Origin of the sequence: Mycolicibacterium litorale, from assembly GCF_010731695.1 — a bacterium.
GTDB lineage: Bacteria > Actinomycetota > Actinomycetes > Mycobacteriales > Mycobacteriaceae > Mycobacterium > Mycobacterium litorale.
Map to the genome: position 1 here is coordinate 3,057,779 of NZ_AP022586.1, position 18,669 is coordinate 3,076,447.

The following is an 18,669-nucleotide window of genomic DNA, read 5'->3' on the forward strand; positions in this document are numbered from 1 at the left end:
GAGATGGGCTTCGGGCGTTAGCGTGGCCGTCATGACCGTCCTTGAGCTGGCCTACCCGCGGCCCGACATCGCCGTCGTCACCCTCAATCGCCCGGAGAAGCTCAACGCGCTGTCGTACGAGCTCGTCGAGTCCTTCCACGCCGCGCTCGGCGACATCGCGGCGAACAACGACTGCCGCGTCGTGGTGCTCACCGGGGCCGGGCGCGGGTTCTGTTCCGGGCTGGACCTCACCGAACCGAACCCCACACCCACGGGCGGCGGCACGGAGTTCCCGCGCTCGGGCATGCGCTGGCAGGAACGCATCGCCGAGCTGACCACACGGCTGCACCGGTTACGCCAACCCGTGATCGCCGCGGTCAACGGCCCCGCCTACGGCGGCGGATTCGCCATCGCCGCCGCCGCCGACATCCGCCTGGCCTCGGAGAGCGCGCGGTTCTGCACGCAGTTCATCAAACTGGGACTCGGCGGCTGCGACATCGGCGTGAGCTACACGCTGCCGCGCATCGTCGGCGCCGGACACGCGTTCGACCTCATCCTGACCGCCCGCCAGGTCGACGCCGCCGAGGCGCTGCGGCTGGGTCTGGTGTCGCGGGTGTCGGAGAACGTCGTCGACGACGCGCTGGCGATGGCCGAAACACTCTGCGGATACGGCAAATTCGGCCTCGAGTCGACCAAGCAGGTGCTGTGGGCCAACCTCGAGGCGGGCAGCCTGGAACAGGCGATACACCTGGAGAACCGAAGCCAGATCCTGGCGTCGACGAGCGGTGAGATGCGCGAGGCTAGCGAGGCGTTCCGCCGCCGTCCACGATGATCGCCTGGCCGGTCAAGTAGCTGCCGGCATCGGACACCAACAGCAGTGCCGCGCCGACCATCTCGTCCGGTGACGCCAGCCGCTTCATCAGCGTGGCGCCGGCCATCGCGTCGATCGCCTCCTGGGTGTTGTTGCGCATCATGTCGGTGTCGACCGGGCCGGGCGCCAGCGCGTTGACGCGGATGCCGTACGGCGCGTACGCGGCGGCCATCGACCGGGTGAACGACAGCAGGGCGGCCTTGCCCGCGGCGTACATCGACACGTTCGGCGCGAAGTTGAAAGCACCCACCGACACGGTGTTCAGCACCGCGGCATGCTCGCTGCGCTTCAGATGCGGCAGTGCGTGCTGCACCAGGAACACCGGGCCGCGCAGGTTGACGTCATAGGACTTCGCCCACGCCTCGGGAGTCATCTCCCCCAGCGGTTGCGCCAGCGCGTTGGCGGCGTTGTTGACCAGGACGTCGATACCGCCGAACTCCGCGACGGCGCGGTCGACCAGTGTCGCGAGCGCGTCGATGTCACCGAGATGGGTGGGAACGCCGACGGCCTGTCCGCCCAGCCCGCGCAGATGCTCGGCGGCCTGCTCGCAGGCGTCGGGTTTCCGGCTCGCGACCACCACGTTGGCGCCCGCCAGCACGAAGCCCTCGGCCAGCGCGAGGCCGATGCCGCGCGTGCCACCGGTGACGACGACGGTGCGGCCGGTGAGGTCGAAGAGGCGGTCAAAGAAGGTGCGGTCCACCGCGTCAGTGAATCACGCTGCTCACGAGAACAGGTCACGATGGGCCGCGACGTACTGTTCGACGGTCTGCGCGGGGATGCCGGTGACGCGTTCGACGTCGTCGGTGGACCGCTCGTAGCGGCCCTCCCGGTGCAGTCGTGCCATGGTCGTGATGTGCTGCTGCACATGGTCGTTGAGACCGGCGGTGGTCAGCACCCGCTGAACCCGCGAGAACGGCAGATCCTCTCCGGCCACCCGCCGTCCCAGTGCCCGCGCGAACTGCTCGGCCAGCCCGTGCACGTCGAGGACCTCGGGGCCGGTCAGTTCGTAGACGTCACCGATGCGGCCGTCGGCGTCGGCCAGCACCGCGGCGACCACGCGTGCGACGTCGTCGGCGGCGATCGGCGAGGTGCGGCCGGCCCCGAACGGCAGCGACAGCACGCCGCGTTCGCGCACCGAACGGGCGCCGAGCACCGTGAACAGCGGATTGTCGAGGAACACCGTCGGACGCACGTGGACGACCGGGAGACCCGACCAGTTCAGCACGTGCTCGGCGAGCCAGTGCAGCCGGTGCTGGCGCGATTCATCGGTGCCGGACAGCGTCATCTGCGACACCGTCATCTGCGACATGTTGACCAGCGCGTCGAGGTCGCCGTAGTGCAGCGCCGCCGCGGCGACCTCTGTGGTCGCCCGCAGATAGTCCGGGGAGACGCTCATGTTGAAGAACATCCGCCGGACCCCGCGCAGCGCGGCCAGGATGTCGGCCGCCTCGATCAGATCGCCGACGAAGACGTCGGCGCCCAGCGCCCGCAGCCGTTCGGCCCGCTCGTCGTCGCGGCGCACCAGCGCGCGCACCTCCTCCCCTCGGGTCAGGAGGAGTTCGATGACCCGACGGCTGACACCGCCTGCGCCGCCGGTGATCAGGTACATGCTGCGAATGACGCCGCCGGGCCGCTGAGCATTCCCGCTCGGCTCAGATGCAGCCGCTGACGCTGATCCGCCTGCCGACGTTCGCGCACACGTTGATGTTCGGCGGGGGCGGGGGCGGCGGCACGTACGCCGGCGGTGGCGGTGGTGGCGGGGGCGGCGGCGCACCGGGCGGGGGCGGGGGCGGCGGGGGTGGCGGTGGCGGCGGCAGCGCGTCGTTGAGGTACGCGAACGGATCGGAGCAGCCGCTCACGTCGACGAACCGGCCACCGACCGAACCGCAGACCGTGGCCTGCGCCGTCGGGACGACGGGGGTCAGGCCGGCGGCGAACACCAACGCCGCCGCGCAGGCCCCGGGGAACGACCAGATTCTTCGCACCCGCAGATTGTGGCGCTCGGCGCCGACCTGGTGAGCGGTTTCGGTGTAGTTGGTCGCGCCGGCCGCGACGGACGACACCGAAATCACGAGTCGCGGGCGGCGATGCGGTCGAGTGCCGCGGCGACCAGACCGCGCCGCGGGGCCGCCGGCTCGACGGTCACGGCGTCGCCGAGGGCCACCACGCCGGGCTGCACGACGTCGGCGTACACCCCGACGCTCGGCCGCTCGCCGAACACCGGAACGTCACGCGTGCGCACACTCGTCAGTGTCCGCATGATCCGCTGGTCGCGCGGGAGGACGTCGAGTTGTTCACGGGTGGTGACCGCACAGCGCGGCGTCGGCATCGCCACGTGCAGCACCGCGTCGCCGATCTGGACGTCACACCCCAGCCAGCGGTCCTCGGCGGCGCCGTCGTCCTCACCGTCGTCACCGTCGTCGATGACGATGTTGGGCCGGAACCGCCGCGGATCCCACCGCCCGGCCGGATACTGCGCGCCGAGCCAGCGCAACGTGCCCGCGGCGACGATGTGCACCGGCGCCAGATCGACCTGGCTGCCCGAGTGCCCCGTCGTCATGCGCACCTCGACACCGAGCAGATCCGACACCCGCTGGGCCACCTCGTCGGCACCGCGCACCACCGACCCATCGGGCATCGTCACCTCGATCGGCGGTACGGGTTCGGGCTCCGACGGTGCCGCGAGATAGCGGACCCGGCAGTTCAGCATGGCGCCGTACTTCTTGGCGCTGATCCGCTCGCCCGTCTGGACCACCTCGAACGCCCTCGCCCGGTCGGAGAGCACCCCGTCCTCGACGAGCGTGAGCGCGTCGACGTCCTCACCCCACATGGATTTCACCGGATACCGGTACAGCTCAACGACCTTCGCGGGCATCACAGCGTCCGTTCACTGACGAAGCGGTGCCGCGCACCGGTGAGCGGATCGTCGAACTCCACACTGTGCGCGAGCAACTGCAGCGGTCGGCTGAAGTCGTCGGGTGCGACGTCGACGATGTCGGGGTACAGCGGATCGTTGCGCAGCGCAAGGCCGAGCCCGGCCATGTGCAGCCGCAGTTGATGGGTGCGCCCGGTACGCGGCGTCAGCCGGTAGCGGTCGTCCCCGAGGTGCTCGACGAGCGTTTCGGCATTCGGCTCACCCGCTTCCTCGAACGCCTGTAACCGGCCGCGCTGCTTGACGATCCGGCTGCGCACCACCGTCGGCAGCCTGGCATCCGTGCGGCCCGCCGAGCGCGCCAGGTAGACCTTGGCGACCGCCCCCTCGGCGAACAGCCGCTGATAGCGGCCACGGACCTCGCGGCGGGTGGTGAACAGCAGCACCCCGGCGGTGAGGCGGTCCAGGCGGTGCGCGGGGCTCAGCTCGGGCAGGTCGAGTTCGCGGCGCAACCGGACCACCGCGGTCTCGGCGACATGGCGGCCGCGCGGCATCGTGGCCAGGAAGTGCGGTTTGTCGACCACCACGATGTCGTCGTCGCGGTACAGCAGCGGCATCTCGAACGGCACCGGAATCTCTTGCGGCAGATCGCGATACAGGTAGACGTGGGCACCCGGGGGCAGCACGGTGGCCGGGGTGACCACGTCACCCGCCGCCGTCACCACACCACCGTCGAAGACCTTGGCCGCCACCGTCTCGCCGAAGCGGTCGGCCAGTTCCACCAGCACGGCGCCACCACGCAACCGCACCCGGGCGGGGCCGAGCCCGTCGCGCACCGGCAGCGGCGCGGGCCGCACCCGGCTCATCGCAGCGGGACCGGTTCCAGGATCTTCGCCCTCGCCTCCGGTGCGGCCGCGCGCAGCGCATCGGCGGATTCGTCGTCCGGCTGTTGCTGGCTGCGCACCTCGGCGTCCACCCGAGCGCAGTAGGTGTCCACCTCGCGGTCGACGTCCTCGGCGCTCCAGCCCAGCACGGGCGCAACGACTTCGGCGACCTCGCGGGCACAGTCGACCCCGCGGTGCGGATACTCGATCGAGATGCGCATGCGGCGGGCCAGGATGTCCTCGAGGTGCAGCGCGCCCTCCGCGACCGCCGCGTACCAGGCCTCCACCTTCAGGTAGACCGGCGCCTCGGTGATCGGGGTGAGCAGTTCCGGCCTGCCCTCGGCCGACTGCAGCACGTCGCTGATCAGCGAGCCGTAGCGGTCCAGCAGATGGCGCACCCGGTAGGGATGCAAACCGTAACGGGCACCGACACTCTCGGTCTGGTTGATCAGCGCGAAGTACCCGTCGGCGCCCATCAGCGGCACCTTCTCGGTGATCGACGGCGCGACCCGGGCCGGCACGAACTCGGCGGCCGCGTCGATCGCGTCCTCCCCCATCACCCGGTAGGTGGTGTACTTGCCGCCGGCGATCGCCACCAGGCCCGGCGCGGGCACCGCCACCGCGTGCTCCCGCGACAGCTTGGACGTCTCCTCGCTCTCCCCGGCCAGCAGCGGCCGCAGGCCCGCGTACACCCCGTCGATGTCGTCGTGGGTCAGCGGCGTGGCCAGGACCGTGTTGACGTGGCCGAGGATGTAGTCGATGTCGGCCTTCGTCGCCGCCGGATGCGCCAGGTCGAGATTCCAGTCGGTGTCGGTGGTGCCGATGATCCAGTGCGTCCCCCAGGGGATGACGAACAGCACCGACTTCTCGGTGCGCAGGATGATCGCCACCTCGCTGACGATGCGGTCGCGCGGTACGACGACGTGCACACCCTTCGACGCGCGCACCCGGAACCGCCCGCGCTGTCGCGACAACGCCTGGATCTCGTCGGTCCACACCCCGGTGGCGTTGACGACGACATGGCCGCGCACCTCGGCCACCGCGCCGTCCTCGCTGTCGCGGACGGCGACCCCGATGACCCGGTCCCCTTCGCGCAGCAAGTTGACCACCTGCGTCGACGTGCGCACCACCGCGCCGTAGTGAGCGGCCGTCCGCGCGACGGTCATGGTGTGGCGCGCGTCGTCGACGACGGTGTCGTAGTACCGGATCCCGCCGATCAGCGAGCTGCGTTTGAGCCCGGGCGCCAGCCGTAGGGCCCCCGACTTGGTGAGGTGCTTCTGGGCGGGAACCGATTTCGCGCCGCCGAGTTGGTCGTAGAGGAAGATGCCCGCCGCTACATAGGGCCGCTCCCACCACCGGTTGGTCAGCGGGAACAGGAACGGCAGCGGTTTCACCAGATGGGGGGCCAGCGTGGTCAGCGACAACTCACGCTCGTGCAGTGCTTCGCGCACCAGCCCGAACTCGAGCTGTTCGAGGTAGCGCAGGCCGCCGTGGAACATCTTGCTGCTGCGACTCGAGGTGCCCGAGGCGAAATCCCGCGCCTCGACCAGCGCGACCTTGAGCCCGCGAGTGGCGGCGTCGAGCGCCGCACCGGCGCCGACCACACCCCCGCCGATCACGACGACGTCGAACTGTTCGCTGCCGAGCCGCCGCCAGGCCTCGGCCCGCTGCTCAGGGCCGAGCAAAGTCTGCCCGTTACCTGCGATCGGGTCACTCACCGTTCCCAGGCTACGTGTGTTCAGTCCAGATCGTCGTGAGCCATGAGGCGGCGCGCGGCCTCGACTATCGAACCCGACAGCGAGGGATACACCGACAACGTCTGCGCGAGGTCGGTCACCGAGATGCGGTTCTGCACCGCCAGCGCGATCGGCAGGATCAATTCCGAGGCGATCGGGGCCACCACCACCCCGCCGATCACCACGCCGGTCGCCGGACGGCAGAAGATCTTGACGAAGCCGTGCCGCAGCAGCGACATCTTCGCCCGCGCATTGGTGTTGAGCGGCAACATCAGCGTGCGGGCCGGGACACTGCCGTCGTCGATCGCGGTCTGCGGGATCCCCACGGCGCCGATCTCCGGGCGGGTGAACGTGGCGGAGGCGACGGTGCGCAGCCGGATCGGGGCGACCCCCTCGCCGAGGGCGTGGTACATCGCGATGCGGCCCTGCATCGCGGCCACCGACGCCAACGGCAGCAGCCCGGTGCAGTCACCGGCGGCGTAGATCCCCGACGCCGGTGTGCGCGAGACCCGGTCGACGGGGATGTAACCGCCGCGGCCCAACTCGACGCCCACCCGCTCCAGGCCGAGGCCCGAGGTGTTGGGCACCGACCCGACCGTCATCAGTGCGTGGCTGCCCTCCACGCAGCGGCCGTCGGCGATCTGCACCTTCACCCCGGTCTCGGTACGGGTCACCGATTCGGCGCGGGCGTTCTTGACCAGCGTCACACCGCGTTCGGCGAACACCTCTTCGAGCGCCGCGGCGGCGTCGCTGTCCTCGTGCGGCAGGATCTGGTCGCGGCTGGCGACGACCGTCACCGTGACACCGAGTTCGGTGTAGGCGTTGCAGAACTCCGCGCCGGTGACCCCGGAGCCCACGATCACCAGGTGCTCGGGAAGTTCGGTCAGGTCGTAGAGCTGCCGCCAGGTCAGGATCCGCTCGCCGTCGGGCACGGCGTTGGGCAGCACGCGCGGGCTGGCGCCGGTGGCGATGAGCACGACGTCGGCCTTCAGCACTCCGGTCTTGCCGTCGTGGGTGGTCACCCGTACCCGGTGGTGGGCCATCCCGGGCACGTCGTCGACCAGCTCACCGCGGCCGGCGATGACCGTGACGCCCTCGCGCAGCAGTTGGCTGCCGATGTCGGCGGACTGTGACCGGGCCAGTGTCTTGACGCGGTTGTGGATCTGCGGCAGCGAGATCTTGGCGTCCTCGACGCTGATGTCGATACCGAGACCGCCGGCGCGGCGCAGTTCGGTGCGCACCCCGGTCGAGGCGATGAACGTCTTGGACGGCACGCAGTCGTAGAGCACACACGCGCCACCCACCCCGTCGGAGTCGATCACGGTGACGTGGATGTCGGAGCCGTCGGCGCGTCTGCCCGCGGCAACGAGTGCCGCCTCATAGCCGGCGGGCCCGCCGCCGATGATCACGATGCGGGTTGCCACGCCCACAATCTAGCCGCTCCCCGCGGTGGCGCCGGGCCGGACGCTTCCGGTCGCGGCCGCCCGGTTGCCGGTTAAGCTCTCCTACCGTGCCGCTCTACGCCGCCTACGGGTCGAACATGCATCCCGAGCAGATGATGGAGCGTGCACCGCATTCGCCCATGGCCGGAACCGGCTGGCTGCACGGCTGGCGGCTGACCTTCGGCGGCGAGGACATCGGCTGGGAAGGCGCGCTCGCCACCGTCGTCGAGGATCCGCTGTCCAAGGTGTTCGTCGTGCTCTACGACATGACCAAAGAGGACGAGGAGACCCTCGACCGCTGGGAGGGTTCGGAGCTCGGCATCCACAAGAAGATCCGCTGCCGCGTCGACCGGGTCACCGGATTCTCCACGGACACCCCACTTGAACCCGTACTGGCATGGCTCTACGTGGTCGACGCGTGGGAGGGTGGCCTGCCGTCGGCGCGCTACCTCGGAGTGATGGCCGACGCCGCCGAGATCGCCGGTGCCCCAGCTGATTACGTCCACGACCTGCGAACACGCCCGTCGCGGAGCATCGGGCCGGGCACCAAGGGCTGATCAGTCGTCGTCGAAGCCGAGCACCGGCATCGGCTGCGTCGGCACCTCCGCGACCGCCATCTTGGCCGCCGAGTCGGGCGGGATGACGTCGCGCGCCAGCGCCACCAGCGCCCGCTCGGTCCCGACGTCGCGGCCCGCGCGTTCGCTGAGCAACCAGCGCACCTCGAGCAGATCGCAGAACGCCTGGATCGGCGTGCCGGCGTGGCCGATCGCCTCGTGCGCGCGGTGCATGGTGGGCGTGGCGACCTCCATCACCCACAGCTGCGCGGCCGTCGCGTCGTCGACGTCGTGCCCGGCCTCCTGGCTGAGCCGGGCCTGGAAGGTCTGCAGATCGCCGAGCAGCGTGCGCGCCTGTCCTTCGCCGACGTCGAGTCCGGTCAGCTCGCGCAGGCGTTCGGCGTGGAAGCGGCGGTCGCCGACGGCGACGTGCAGCTGCAGCCGGTCCGGCGCGGTGTCGCTGACCGGCTGCAGGGTGACTTCCTCGACGGCGAAGCCCAGTTCGTTGAGCCGGCGGATTGTGCCCTCGACGCGGTACCGGTCGCTGAAGTCGAAGACCGGTTCGGCGTGCAGCACGTCCCACAGCCGCTGGTAGCGGTTGGGGATGTCCTGTGCCTCGGCGATCAGCGTGTCCTCCAGCTCCTCCGACGAGCCGAGATATGCGGCGAGGTCCATCAGGTCGGCGGCGACGTTCTCGACGAGGATGTCGAGGTCGTGGCGGCGCTGACCGTCGGACAGGCGTGGGTGCACCTCGGACGTCTCGGCGTCGACCAGCCACGCCTGCAGCACCTGACCGTCGCGGGAGAACAACGTGTTGGCCAGCGAGCAGTCACCCCAGAACACGCCGTGGCGGTGCAGTTCGACGAGCAGTGTGGCCATCGCGTCGAACAGCCGGGCGCGGTGTTTGGGTTCCTCGGGCGGCAGCCGGCGGAACAGCCTGCGGTACTGCCACGACCCGTCGAGGAAGCGGGTCAGCAGGAGCGACGTGTCGAAGTCGGGCTGATAGACCAGTCCGGCCCGCTTCACAGCGGGCAGTCCCAGCTCTTCGAGGGCGCCGAGTACGCCGTACTCCTTGTTCGCGATGCGCGGTGGGAGTTCCTTGACCGCCCACAGGGCGCCGTCGCAGTGGACGAACTTGACCAGGTGCCGGCTCGGGCCGACGGCGATGTCGCGCAACGGCACGTCGGGCACCGCCCACTGCGCGAGCGGACGGTCCCAGGGCAGCGCGAGCAGCCCGGCGCTCGGGGTGCGCAGCCGCAGTTCGGGCACGGCCATGGGGCCAGCCTGTCACTCGCGGCGGCGCGAGCGTGCGGAAAGTGCTGCTACCGGCGCGGTGTGTCGGGCGCAGACACGCACGCTCGCCGCAGGAGCGTCAGGCGGGGGTGAGGGCGGCGGACTGTTCGACGATGTTGACCATCAGCCGCACGCCGACGCCGAGTGCGCGTTCGTCGAGGTCGAAGTTCGGCTGGTGCAGATCGAGCTGCGGTCCGCGACCGCTCCACACGCCGAGCCGCGCCATCGCGCCCGGCACCTCCTCGAGATACCAGGAGAAGTCCTCACCGCCGCCGGACTGCCGGGTGTCGGCGAGCACGTCGGGACCGATCTCCTCGATCGCGTGCATCAGGATGCGCGTGGCCAGCTCTTCGTTCACCACCGGCGGCACCCCCTGGCGGTACTGCAGGCTGTACTCGAGACCCAGCGGGGCGAGCAGAGACGAAACGGTCTCGCGCACAATCGATTCCAGCGTCAGCCAGGTCTCCCGCGATGCGGTGCGGATGGTGCCCGCCAGCGTGCCCGTCTGCGGGATCGCGTTGGCCGCGACGCCCGCGTTGACCGCGCCCCACACCATCACGGTGCTGTTGCGCGGATCGATGCGGCGCGACAGCACACCCGGCACCCCGGTGATCAACGTGCCCAGTCCGTAGACCAGGTCGCCGGTCAGATGCGGCCGGGAGGTGTGCCCGCCCGGCGACTGCAGCGTCACCTCGACCTGGTCGGCGGCCGACGTGATCGGCCCGGGCCGCACCGCGACCCGCCCGACCGCCAACCGCGGGTCGCAGTGCAGCGCGAAGATCCGGGACACCCCGCTCAGCGCTCCGGCCGCGATCGCGTCGATCGCGCCGCCCGGCATCAACTCCTCGGCGGCCTGGAAAATCAGCCGCACACCGACGGGCAGTTCGGGGACCGACGCCAGCGCCATCGCGGCGCCGAGCAGCACCGCGGTGTGCCCGTCGTGACCGCACGCGTGCGCCACGTTCGGCACCGTCGACGTGTAGGGCGCGCCGGTGCGCTCGTCCATCGGCAGCGCATCCATATCGGCGCGCAGCGCGATGCGCGGACCGTCCTCCGGCCCGAAGTCGCAGGTCAGTCCGGTTCCACCGGGCAGCACCTTGGGGTTGAGCCCGGCGTCGGCCAGCCGAGCCCCGACGAACTGGGTGGTCGCGAACTCCCGGCGGCCGAGTTCGGGATGGGCGTGGATGTGGCGCCGCCACGCGACCAGCTCGTCGTAGTGGGCGGACAGCCAGCGCGCGGCGGCGTGTTTGAGCACGCTCATGACGCCCGCCTCTCCTGCCGCTCCAGCACCCGGTCGCGCTCCGCGGGCGTCTCGGCCAGACGAACCACGGTGCGCGCCAACATGATCGCACCCTCGACGACGGCCTTGTCCGCGCTGGGTCCGGCGGCCGCCGCGGTGAACGCCGGCTGGTGGATGGACGCGCCGCCCGCGTCCACGCCCACCACCGGGTGGATGCCGGGGACGGCCTGGGTCACATTGCCCATGTCGGTGCTCCCGAGCGGCAGGGCCGCCTCGACCTCCGCGGGTACCGGCTGGCGGCCGACGCGCTCCATCTCGTCGCGGAAGACCCCGGCCAGCCAGCGGTCGGGAGTCAGCTCGGCGTAGGCGGGTGCGGTCTCGGCGACCTCGTAGTCACAGCCGGTGGCCACGGCGCCGGCCTGGAAGCATCCCGCCATCCGGTCCTCGAGTTCGCGCAGCGCGGCCGAATCGGCGGCCCGCATGGTGTAGCGCAACTGTGTGCGCGCCGGGATGACGTTGGTGGCCTGACCGCCGTCGGTGACGATGCCGTGCACCATCTGCCCGGGCGCCAACTGCTGGCGCAACAGCCCGATCGCGACCTGCGCGACGGTGACGGCGTCGCCGGCGTTGAGCCCGAGGTGCGGAGCGACCGCGGCATGCGATTCGCGGCCGGTGTAGGCGACGTCGACCTCGGACAGGGCCAGCGACCGTGCCGCGGCGATGTCGACGGGCCCCGGGTGCAGCATCACCGCGACGGCGATGTCGTCGAACGCCCCGGCCTCGAGCAGCAGCACCTTGCCGCCACCGGTCTCCTCGGCGGGCGTGCCCAGCAGCACCACCGTGAGGCCCAGGTCGTCGGCGACGTCGGCGAGCGCCAGCGCGGTGCCGACGGCCGACGCCGCGATGACGTTGTGACCGCACGCGTGGCCGATGTCGGGCAGTGCGTCGTACTCCGCGCAGACGCCGACGACCAGCGCGCCGCTGCCGTAGGAGGCGCGGAACGCGGTGTCGAGGCCGCCGACCGCGGTGGTCATCTCGAAGCCGTACTCGGCGACGAGGGCCTGGGTCTTCGCGCAACTGCGGTACTCGTCGAACGCCAGCTCGGGTTCGGCGTGGATGGCGTGCGACAACTCGACCAGATCGCCCCGGCGTCGCTGGACGGCGTCTTCGACGCTCGTCGACGCGGTGGCAGAGGGCATTCACGCAGTATCTCACTCACCGGTGCGGCGCCGGACGACAGCTAAGCTCGCACACCGTGACCAGCCCAGCGGACGTGGCCCAGCACGCGGCGGCCGCGATCGGCGAGCGCACCGGCGTCGACCGGCACGACGTCGCGGTGGTCCTGGGGTCGGGATGGGCCCCCGCGGCCGACGCCCTCGGGACCCCGGAGGCGACCGTGCCGATGGCGGAGCTGCCCGGCTTCACGCCGCCGACCGCCGAGGGGCACGGCGGTCAGGCCCTGTCCATCCCGGTCGGTGGCCGGCGGGTGCTGGTGCTCGTCGGGCGCATCCACGCCTACGAGGGCCACGACCTGCGCCACGTCGTGCACCCGGTGCGGGCGGCGTGCGCGGCCGGTGTGCACACGGTGGTACTGACCAACGCCGCGGGCGGGCTGCGCGAGGAGTACACCGTCGGCCAACCTGTGCTGATCAGCGACCACCTCAACCTCACCGCGCGCTCGCCGCTGGTCGGCGCGGAGTTCGTCGACCTGGTCGACGCGTACGCGCCGCGGCTACGGGCGCTCGCCCAGACCATCGACCCCACCCTGGCCGAAGGCGTCTACGCCGGCCTGCCGGGTCCGCACTACGAGACTCCGGCCGAGATCCGGATGCTGCGCACGCTCGGCGCGGACCTGGTCGGGATGTCGACGGTGCACGAGACGATCGCCGCGCGCGCGGCCGGCGCCGAGGTGCTGGCGATCTCGCTGGTGACCAACCTGGCGGCGGGGATGACCGGACAGCCGCTCTCCCACGCCGAGGTGCTCGAGGCGGGCCGTCAGTCCGCGACCCGGATGGGCGCGCTGCTGGCGGGGGTCATCTCGGCGCTCTGACCGCCGCCGCGGCGGGTCAGCCTGCGGCTCGCCCACACCACGAAGCGCGCCAGCAGCGGCGAGGCGAACAGCATCAGCAGCACCCGCAGCACCTGCGCGGCGATGATGAACGTGACGTTCGACCCGGTCTCGACCGCGGTCGCGAGCACCGCGTACACCCCGCCGGGGCTGGTCGCGAGGTACCCCTCGAGCGGTGTCAGCGCCGTGTAGTGCGCGAGCACCACCCCGAGGCCGGCGGTCCCCACCCCGAGCAACACGATCAAGCCGAGCGCCGCGGGCAGGATCCGGGCGATCGCGCGCAGCGAGGCGGTGGTGAAGGCCAACCCGGCCTGCCAGCCGATCACGAAGTAGCTGACCTGCACCAACACCGCGGGCACGGACAGTCCGAACGACAGGCCCGTCAGCTGCAACACCACCGTCAGCGCCATCGGCCCGAGCAGACCTGCGCCCGGCAACCGGAGCAGCCGTCCGCCCGCGGCGCCGACCACGACCAGCACGGCCAGCATGCCCAGGCTCAGATACCAAGGCGCCGCTACCCCCTGGTCCATCGCGCCGGAGGGGTGCGACTTGTCCGGGTGGTAGACGAACGACACGACCAGCGGCATCGACGCGGTCACCAGCGCCACCCGCAGGTACTGCACCACCGACACCACCCGGTCGTCGCCGCCGAGATCGCGGGCGATGGCGACCAGTCCGGAGGCCCCGCCTGCGGTCAGCGCCAGCGATCCGGTCAGCGGCGTGACGTCGCGGTGCAGTCCGAGCAGGGCACCGGCCACCACGCTCAGCAGCAGAGTGGCCACGGCGATCGCGACGACGAACGGCCAGTCCGAGCCGAGCGCGCTGAACGCGTCGCGCTGCACCATCGTGCCGATGTAGACGCCGAGCACCCCCTGGGCGACCACGCCCGCAGGCCGCGGCACCCCGGCCGGCGCCAGGGACGCCAGCGCGAGCGCGATGCCGACCGCCAGGGCCGCGAACAGCCCGGCCGACGGCACCCCGGCCCGGGTGAGCGGAACGGTGACCGCGGCCGACGCCGCCGCCAGCAACACCCACTTCACGACTTGCCGCATCTCACCTCCCCACCTTTCAAAGCTAAGTATGTCCTTGGTATTACTCCAGCGCAACAAGTCCGGAAGTGATGCGCCGAGACTGCTGCCAGGTCAAGAATACCGCGACATTCGTGATCTCCACGCGGTCTCGGCGTGCGATGCGAACGTTCGCGAAGTGCTCCCGATCGAAGAGATATGAAGGTATAACTTGGTCATGACCGATCGCGCCGCCCCCGCCACCGAGCTTCGCGAGGCGATCATGGCGGTGGCCCGCCAGATGCGCCGTCACCGCCCCGACCACGGCCTGACCCTGAGCCAACTCGAACTGCTCGGCGAGATCAGCCGCACCGGTGTCACGACCCCGGCCGAACTCGGCGCACGGCTGCAGGTGCGGGCCCAGTCGCTGACCGACAGCATCAACGAACTGCTCGCCCGCGGTCTCATCTCGCGGCGCCCCGACGACCGGGACCGGCGCAGGCAACTCATCGAGATGACATCCGACGGGGCGGCCCTGCTCGCCGCCGACCGCGCCGAGCGGGACGCGTGGCTGCACGGCGCGATGGCCGACACGCTGACCGACCTGGAGTTCGACCTGCTGATGTTGATCGCACCAGTGCTTCGCAAGCTGGCATCAAATGACGTCAAAGCGGGCACACTTGCTCCATGACTTCCTCGGGGACCAAGACGACCGTGCAGGAATGGATTGCCCACGACCCCGACCCGCAGACCGCGGCGGAGTTGTCCGAGTGCAGTCCGGAGGAACTCGACGAGCGGTTCGCCCGCTCACTGACGTTCGGCACGGCCGGCCTCCGTGGCCCCCTGCGCGGCGGACCCAACGGGATGAACCTGGCGGTCGTCCTGCGCACCACGTGGGCGGTGGCCAAGGTGCTCAAGGACCGCGGCATGGACGGTTCGCAGGTCGTCGTCGGGCGTGACGCCCGGCACCGGTCCGACGAGTTCGCCCGCGCCGCCGCCGAAGTCCTCGCTGCCGAGGGGTTCGAGGTGGTGCTGCTGCTGGCCGCCGTCCCCACCCCGGTGGTGGCGTTCACGGTGCGCCACATGCACGCCGCGGCCGGCATCCAGATCACCGCATCGCACAACCCGCCGACCGACAACGGGTACAAGGTCTACTTCGAGGGGGGCCTGCAGATCGTCGGGTCCACCGCCGCCGAGATCGAAGCCGCCATCGCCGAGGCGCCGTTCGCCGACGAGATCCCCAGGGCCGTCGTGGAAACCGGCGGCATGTCGGAGATCGCCCACTACGTCGAGCGCGCCGCGAACGTCCGGCGCGCCAAGGCCCCGGTGCGCGTGGCGTTCACCCCGCTGCACGGGGTGGGCGGCGAGTACGCGATGGACACGTTCGTCCGCGCCGGCATCACCGATGTGCACGTGGTGGAGAAGCAGTTCGCGCCCGACCCCGACTTCCCGACGGTGTCGCTGCCGAACCCGGAGGAACCGGGCGCCACCGATGCGCTGCTCGAACTGGCCGCCGAGGTGGAGGCCGACGTCGCGATCGCGCTCGACCCCGACGCCGACCGATGCGCGGTGGGGATACCCACCCCGGACGGCTGGCGCATGCTCTCGGGCGACGAAACCGGCTGGCTGCTGGGCGATTTCATCCTCGAACAGGTCGAGCCGGGTGAGGTGATGGACTCCACCGTGGTGGCCAGCACCGTGGTGTCGTCGCGGATGCTCGCCGCGATCGCCGCCGCGCACGGCGCCCACTACGTCGAAACGCTCACCGGTTTCAAGTGGCTCTCCCGTGCCGACGACGACCTGCCCGGCAAGACGATGGTGTACGCCTACGAGGAGGCCATCGGCCACTGTGTGGACCCGGCGGCGGTCCGCGACAAGGACGGCATCAGCGCGGCGGTGCTCGTCTGCGATCTCATCGGGGTGCTCAAGGAGCACGGCCGCACCGTGCTCGACTGTCTCGACGAGTTGGCCCGCCGCCACGGCGTGCACACCACCACCGCGGTGAGCCGCCCCGTCGCCGACGCCGACGAAGCGGCCGCGGTGCTGGCCCGCCTGCGCGACACCCCGCCCGACCGCCTCGCCGGCTACGAGGTGACCGTCACCGATCTGAGCACCTCGGACGGACCGCTGCAGTCCGATGCGCTGATCCTGGCCGGCGGCGACGCCGAGACCTCGGTGCGGATGGTGGTGCGCCCGTCGGGCACCGAACCAAAGGTGAAGTCCTACATCGAGGTTCGCCGCGACTGCGGAAACGGTGACCTGCAGACCGCGCGCGCCGAGGCGCAACGGGTGCGCGACGAACTGGTGGCACTGGCCGAGCAGTGGTAGCTCAGCGCGGACCGAACTGCCGGTCCCCCGCATCGCCGAGCCCGGGCACGATGTAGGCGGCCTCGTCGAGGCGCTCGTCGATCGTCGCGGTGAACAACCGCATGTCGGGCGCGGTCTTCTCCAGGGTGGCGATGCCCTCCGGCGCGACCACCACGCAGATGGCGGTGATGTCGACGGCGCCGCGCGCCTGCAGCAACCCGACGGTGTGGGCGAGCGAACCGCCGGTGGCCAGCATCGGATCCAGGACGAACACCGGCTGCGTGCTCAGATCCGCGGGCAACGACTCCAGATACGGTGTCGGCTCGTGGGTCTCCTCGTTGCGGGCGACGCCGACGAAGCCGACCCGCGCCTCGGGGATCAGCGCGTGCGCCTGGTCGACCATGCCGAGCCCCGCCCGCAGGACCGGCACCAGGAGCGGCGGCCGGGCCAACCGGGAACCGGTCGTCACGGCGATCGGGGTGCGCACCTGCAGGTCCTCGCGGGCGGCGTCGCGGGTGGCCTCGTAGACCAGCATCAGCGTGAGATCGCGCAACGCCGAACGGAATGCCGCGTTGTCGGTGTTCTCGTCGCGCAGCGTGGTCAGCCGGGCAGCGGCCAGCGGGTGGTCGACGACGCGCACATCCATGGCGCAGACCTTAGCGGGAACCACACGGCCGTTCTCGGCGTCGTAATCGCATGCTCGCCGACACTGTGCTCGCCGATACCGGCGCCATCCGCGCGCTCGCCCACACCGACGCCGCGCACTCCGCCGACCTCGCCGCCGCGGCCGCCGCCCTGGCCGCCGTCCCGGTCGCCGCCGCAACGCGATCGCTGGGGCCGGTCGGTGCGGCCTTCCTCGCCGCACTGGCCGATGCGGCGGCCGCCGGGTCCGCCGATGCCGCCGCGCTGGCCGAACGTCTGACCGGCGGTGCGGCGACCGCCGCCGGTTCGGCCGGCGCGTACGACGACGTGCAGATCCGCTCCGCCGCACTGTTCGGGGCGTGAGCCGTGCCGAGCGCCCTGGTGGCCGCACTGTCCGCACCGCTGCGCGAGGTGCGCGCGCTGGTCGGCCCGGGATGGCCGGACGGCTCCGGCGGCCCGCCTGCCGCAGCGCTGACCGGGGTGCGCGACACGCTGGCCGGGGTGTCGGCGGCCACGCGGACGGCGTGGCAGCGCGCCGGTGACGGCTGGGCCGGGACGGCCGCGGAGCAGGCGGGGGCGTTCGCGGCGGTCACCGCGTCGGCGGTCAGCGAGTTGGCCGAGCGCACCGGGCGGCTCACCACGGGCACCCGGGAAGCCGGCGCCGCCGTCGCCCGCGCGGGAGCGCGTCTGGAGGACATCGTCGCCCGCTTCGAGGCGCGGGCCGCCGCGCTCGAACCCCATCTGGACACCCCGGGCGTCGCCGAGGAACTCATCGACGAGGCGCGACGGGCCCTGCGCGAAGCGGTCGCCGTGGTCGAGGAGCTGCGCACCGAACTCGACACCCACGCCGGTGCGCTGACGGCCGCGGGGGCGGGCCCGCCCGCGCCGACGGTTCCGGCCGGCTTCGGCGGCGGCGGCGCGCCGCTGTCGGCACTCGGATCGGGAGGCCGGCCGGGCAGCGCGACACCGCAGGCCGCCCTGGCGTCGCTGGCCTCACCCGCCGATGCGGCGGGAACCGGCGATGCGGCCGGCACCGGGGTGGCCACCCCTCGGCCCGACCCCGGGCTGTTCGGCGACGGCGTGGCGGTGCGGCTGCCCGACGGCAGCACGGCGACGGCGCCCAACGCGGTCGCCGCCGATGCGGTGCGCCACGCGCTGACCCAGTTGGGCGTGCCCTATCAGTGGGGTGGCACCACCCCGGGAGTCGGCCTGGACTGCAGCGGTCTCACCCAGTGGGCCTACCGCGAGGCCGGCCTCGAGCTGCCCCGGCTGGCTCAGGAACAGGACGTCGGCGCCGCCGTCGACGCGGGCTCACTGCGCCCCGGAGATCTCGCGGTGTGGGACGGGCACGTCGCGATGATCGTCGGTGACGGCGTCATGGTCGAGGCGGGCGATCCCGTCAAACTCTCGGCGATTCGGACAACCAATGCGGGACAGGGCTTTCAGGGCTTCTGGCGACCGACCGCCTGATCCGGGCGTCGGCGACGCCCTTGACCGCGCGCGGCGCCGGGCGGCCGCGCTCGAGGAGGCGATCGACGCGCTGAGGGCGGTGCGGGGCCGGGCGCGATCGGCCGACGGTGTCGCGGAGATCGTGGTCGACGGCCGCGGCAGGCTGGTGTCGGTGACGTTGGCCGACGCGGTCACGCGGCTGCCGGCCGCGCGCATCGCGTCGCTCGTCCTGGAGACGGCGCAGGCGGCGGCCCGAAGTGCGACGGCACACCGGCACGCGGTGCTCGACGACTTGGTCGCAGACCTCGGTCGTTAGGCTGTGCCG

General features: G+C 71.7%; 20 protein-coding genes. 8 read left to right on the top strand and 12 right to left on the bottom strand.

All coding sequences use genetic code 11. The features are described from left to right. Positions 1-31: 31 nt before the first annotated feature. On the top strand, positions 32-811 hold the full coding sequence (locus G6N30_RS14495) for an enoyl-CoA hydratase-related protein (protein ID WP_134053902.1): 780 nt from the start codon (positions 32-34) through the stop codon (positions 809-811). Here G6N30_RS14495 and G6N30_RS14500 read toward each other — a convergent pair. From G6N30_RS14500 to G6N30_RS14530, 7 genes are all read right to left on the bottom strand, one after another. Further along, positions 780-1,550: an SDR family NAD(P)-dependent oxidoreductase gene (locus G6N30_RS14500; protein ID WP_134053904.1), complete on the bottom strand. Its 771-nt coding sequence runs from the start codon at positions 1,548-1,550 to the stop codon at positions 780-782. The two genes, G6N30_RS14495 and G6N30_RS14500, sit on opposite strands and share 32 nt — an antisense overlap. Before the next feature lie 21 nt (positions 1,551-1,571). Then, complete coding sequence (locus G6N30_RS14505) at positions 1,572-2,459, bottom strand: NmrA family NAD(P)-binding protein (protein WP_134053906.1); 888 nt, start codon at positions 2,457-2,459, stop codon at positions 1,572-1,574. 43 nt (positions 2,460-2,502) lie between these two features. Beyond that, positions 2,503-2,835 (bottom strand): RNA-binding protein, encoded by a 333-nt coding sequence (locus G6N30_RS14510; RefSeq protein WP_134055289.1) that lies wholly within the window; start codon positions 2,833-2,835, stop codon positions 2,503-2,505. Positions 2,836-2,918: 83 nt separating this feature from the next. Then, on the bottom strand, positions 2,919-3,725 hold the full coding sequence (locus G6N30_RS14515) for an MOSC domain-containing protein (protein ID WP_134053908.1): 807 nt from the start codon (positions 3,723-3,725) through the stop codon (positions 2,919-2,921). Next, complete coding sequence (locus G6N30_RS14520; RefSeq protein WP_134053910.1) at positions 3,725-4,588, bottom strand: pseudouridine synthase; 864 nt, start codon at positions 4,586-4,588, stop codon at positions 3,725-3,727. Before G6N30_RS14520 ends, G6N30_RS14515 begins: the two co-directional genes overlap by 1 nt. Next, positions 4,585-6,324: a glycerol-3-phosphate dehydrogenase/oxidase gene (locus G6N30_RS14525; protein ID WP_134053912.1), complete on the bottom strand. Its 1,740-nt coding sequence runs from the start codon at positions 6,322-6,324 to the stop codon at positions 4,585-4,587. Before G6N30_RS14525 ends, G6N30_RS14520 begins: the two co-directional genes overlap by 4 nt. Positions 6,325-6,344: 20 nt before the next feature. After that, complete coding sequence (locus G6N30_RS14530) at positions 6,345-7,766, bottom strand: NAD(P)H-quinone dehydrogenase (protein ID WP_134053914.1); 1,422 nt, start codon at positions 7,764-7,766, stop codon at positions 6,345-6,347. Between the two features lie 86 nt (positions 7,767-7,852). Between G6N30_RS14530 and G6N30_RS14535 the strand changes: the two genes are divergently transcribed. After that, positions 7,853-8,341, top strand: a complete 489-nt coding sequence (locus G6N30_RS14535) for a gamma-glutamylcyclotransferase family protein (protein ID WP_134053916.1) — start codon at positions 7,853-7,855, stop codon at positions 8,339-8,341. Here G6N30_RS14535 and G6N30_RS14540 read toward each other — a convergent pair whose 3' ends face one another. From G6N30_RS14540 to G6N30_RS14550, 3 genes are all read right to left on the bottom strand, one after another. Next, complete coding sequence (locus G6N30_RS14540; RefSeq protein ID WP_134053918.1) at positions 8,342-9,613, bottom strand: DUF4032 domain-containing protein; 1,272 nt, start codon at positions 9,611-9,613, stop codon at positions 8,342-8,344. It abuts the gene before it with no gap. 97 nt (positions 9,614-9,710) lie between these two features. Then, positions 9,711-10,892: an amidohydrolase gene (locus G6N30_RS14545; RefSeq protein WP_134053920.1), complete on the bottom strand. Its 1,182-nt coding sequence runs from the start codon at positions 10,890-10,892 to the stop codon at positions 9,711-9,713. Continuing rightward, entirely contained in the window at positions 10,889-12,070 is a 1,182-nt protein-coding gene (locus tag G6N30_RS14550; protein WP_134053922.1) for a M20 family metallopeptidase, read from the bottom strand. The genes G6N30_RS14545 and G6N30_RS14550 overlap by 4 nt, the downstream gene beginning before the upstream one ends. 56 nt (positions 12,071-12,126) lie before the next feature. Here G6N30_RS14550 and G6N30_RS14555 point away from each other — a divergent pair, with 56 nt between their 5' ends. Continuing rightward, positions 12,127-12,921 carry a purine-nucleoside phosphorylase gene (locus tag G6N30_RS14555; RefSeq protein WP_134053924.1) on the top strand — a complete coding sequence of 265 codons (795 nt, stop codon included), beginning with the start codon at positions 12,127-12,129 and terminating at the stop codon, positions 12,919-12,921. On the opposite strand, the gene G6N30_RS14560 is transcribed toward G6N30_RS14555, so the two are convergent. Further along, positions 12,867-13,991, bottom strand: a complete 1,125-nt coding sequence (locus tag G6N30_RS14560; protein WP_134053926.1) for an AbrB family protein — start codon at positions 13,989-13,991, stop codon at positions 12,867-12,869. The genes G6N30_RS14555 and G6N30_RS14560 overlap by 55 nt on opposite strands. Before the next feature lie 193 nt (positions 13,992-14,184). On the opposite strand from G6N30_RS14560, the gene G6N30_RS14565 reads away from it, so the two are divergent. Together G6N30_RS14565 and G6N30_RS14570 are read left to right on the top strand one after the other, a co-directional pair. Further along, positions 14,185-14,637, top strand: coding sequence for a MarR family winged helix-turn-helix transcriptional regulator (locus G6N30_RS14565; protein ID WP_134053928.1), 453 nt, complete (start codon positions 14,185-14,187; stop codon positions 14,635-14,637). After that, a complete protein-coding gene (locus G6N30_RS14570; RefSeq protein ID WP_134053930.1) occupies positions 14,634-16,274 on the top strand; it encodes a phospho-sugar mutase in 1,641 nt (546 codons plus the stop codon). The genes G6N30_RS14565 and G6N30_RS14570 overlap by 4 nt, the downstream gene beginning before the upstream one ends. A 1-nt stretch (position 16,275) precedes the next feature. On the opposite strand, the gene upp is transcribed toward G6N30_RS14570, so the two are convergent. Continuing rightward, positions 16,276-16,899 (bottom strand): uracil phosphoribosyltransferase, encoded by a 624-nt coding sequence (gene upp / locus G6N30_RS14575; protein WP_134053932.1) that lies wholly within the window; start codon positions 16,897-16,899, stop codon positions 16,276-16,278. A gap of 50 nt (positions 16,900-16,949) precedes the next feature. On the opposite strand from upp, the gene G6N30_RS14580 reads away from it, so the two are divergent. The 3 genes from G6N30_RS14580 to G6N30_RS14590 are packed head-to-tail and all read left to right on the top strand — an operon-like array spanning position 16,950 to position 18,660. Beyond that, entirely contained in the window at positions 16,950-17,258 is a 309-nt protein-coding gene (locus G6N30_RS14580; protein ID WP_234880136.1) for a hypothetical protein, read from the top strand. Positions 17,259-17,261: 3 nt separating this feature from the next. Further along, positions 17,262-18,365, top strand: coding sequence for a C40 family peptidase (locus G6N30_RS14585; protein ID WP_134053934.1), 1,104 nt, complete (start codon positions 17,262-17,264; stop codon positions 18,363-18,365). After that, positions 18,322-18,660, top strand: coding sequence for a YbaB/EbfC family nucleoid-associated protein (locus tag G6N30_RS14590; protein WP_134053936.1), 339 nt, complete (start codon positions 18,322-18,324; stop codon positions 18,658-18,660). The genes G6N30_RS14585 and G6N30_RS14590 overlap by 44 nt, the downstream gene beginning before the upstream one ends. The last annotated feature ends 9 nt before the right edge of the window (positions 18,661-18,669 follow it).

What these genes read in the sequence shown, in the direction of transcription:
- G6N30_RS14495 (WP_134053902.1), top strand. Translation starts at nt 32, where the DNA reads ATGACCGTCCTTGAGCTGGCCTACCCGCGGCCCGACATCGCCGTCGTC.
- G6N30_RS14505 (WP_134053906.1), bottom strand. Translation starts at nt 2,459, where the DNA reads ATGTACCTGATCACCGGCGGCGCAGGCGGTGTCAGCCGTCGGGTCATC.
- G6N30_RS14515 (WP_134053908.1), bottom strand. Translation starts at nt 3,725, where the DNA reads ATGCCCGCGAAGGTCGTTGAGCTGTACCGGTATCCGGTGAAATCCATG.
- G6N30_RS14520 (WP_134053910.1), bottom strand. Translation starts at nt 4,588, where the DNA reads ATGAGCCGGGTGCGGCCCGCGCCGCTGCCGGTGCGCGACGGGCTCGGC.
- G6N30_RS14540 (WP_134053918.1), bottom strand. Translation starts at nt 9,613, where the DNA reads ATGGCCGTGCCCGAACTGCGGCTGCGCACCCCGAGCGCCGGGCTGCTC.
- G6N30_RS14545 (WP_134053920.1), bottom strand. Translation starts at nt 10,892, where the DNA reads ATGAGCGTGCTCAAACACGCCGCCGCGCGCTGGCTGTCCGCCCACTAC.
- G6N30_RS14550 (WP_134053922.1), bottom strand. Translation starts at nt 12,070, where the DNA reads ATGCCCTCTGCCACCGCGTCGACGAGCGTCGAAGACGCCGTCCAGCGA.
- G6N30_RS14560 (WP_134053926.1), bottom strand. Translation starts at nt 13,991, where the DNA reads ATGCGGCAAGTCGTGAAGTGGGTGTTGCTGGCGGCGGCGTCGGCCGCG.
- G6N30_RS14565 (WP_134053928.1), top strand. Translation starts at nt 14,185, where the DNA reads ATGACCGATCGCGCCGCCCCCGCCACCGAGCTTCGCGAGGCGATCATG.
- G6N30_RS14570 (WP_134053930.1), top strand. Translation starts at nt 14,634, where the DNA reads ATGACTTCCTCGGGGACCAAGACGACCGTGCAGGAATGGATTGCCCAC.
- upp (WP_134053932.1), bottom strand. Translation starts at nt 16,899, where the DNA reads ATGGATGTGCGCGTCGTCGACCACCCGCTGGCCGCTGCCCGGCTGACC.
- G6N30_RS14580 (WP_234880136.1), top strand. Translation starts at nt 16,950, where the DNA reads ATGCTCGCCGACACTGTGCTCGCCGATACCGGCGCCATCCGCGCGCTC.
- G6N30_RS14590 (WP_134053936.1), top strand. Translation starts at nt 18,322, where the DNA reads ATGCGGGACAGGGCTTTCAGGGCTTCTGGCGACCGACCGCCTGATCCG.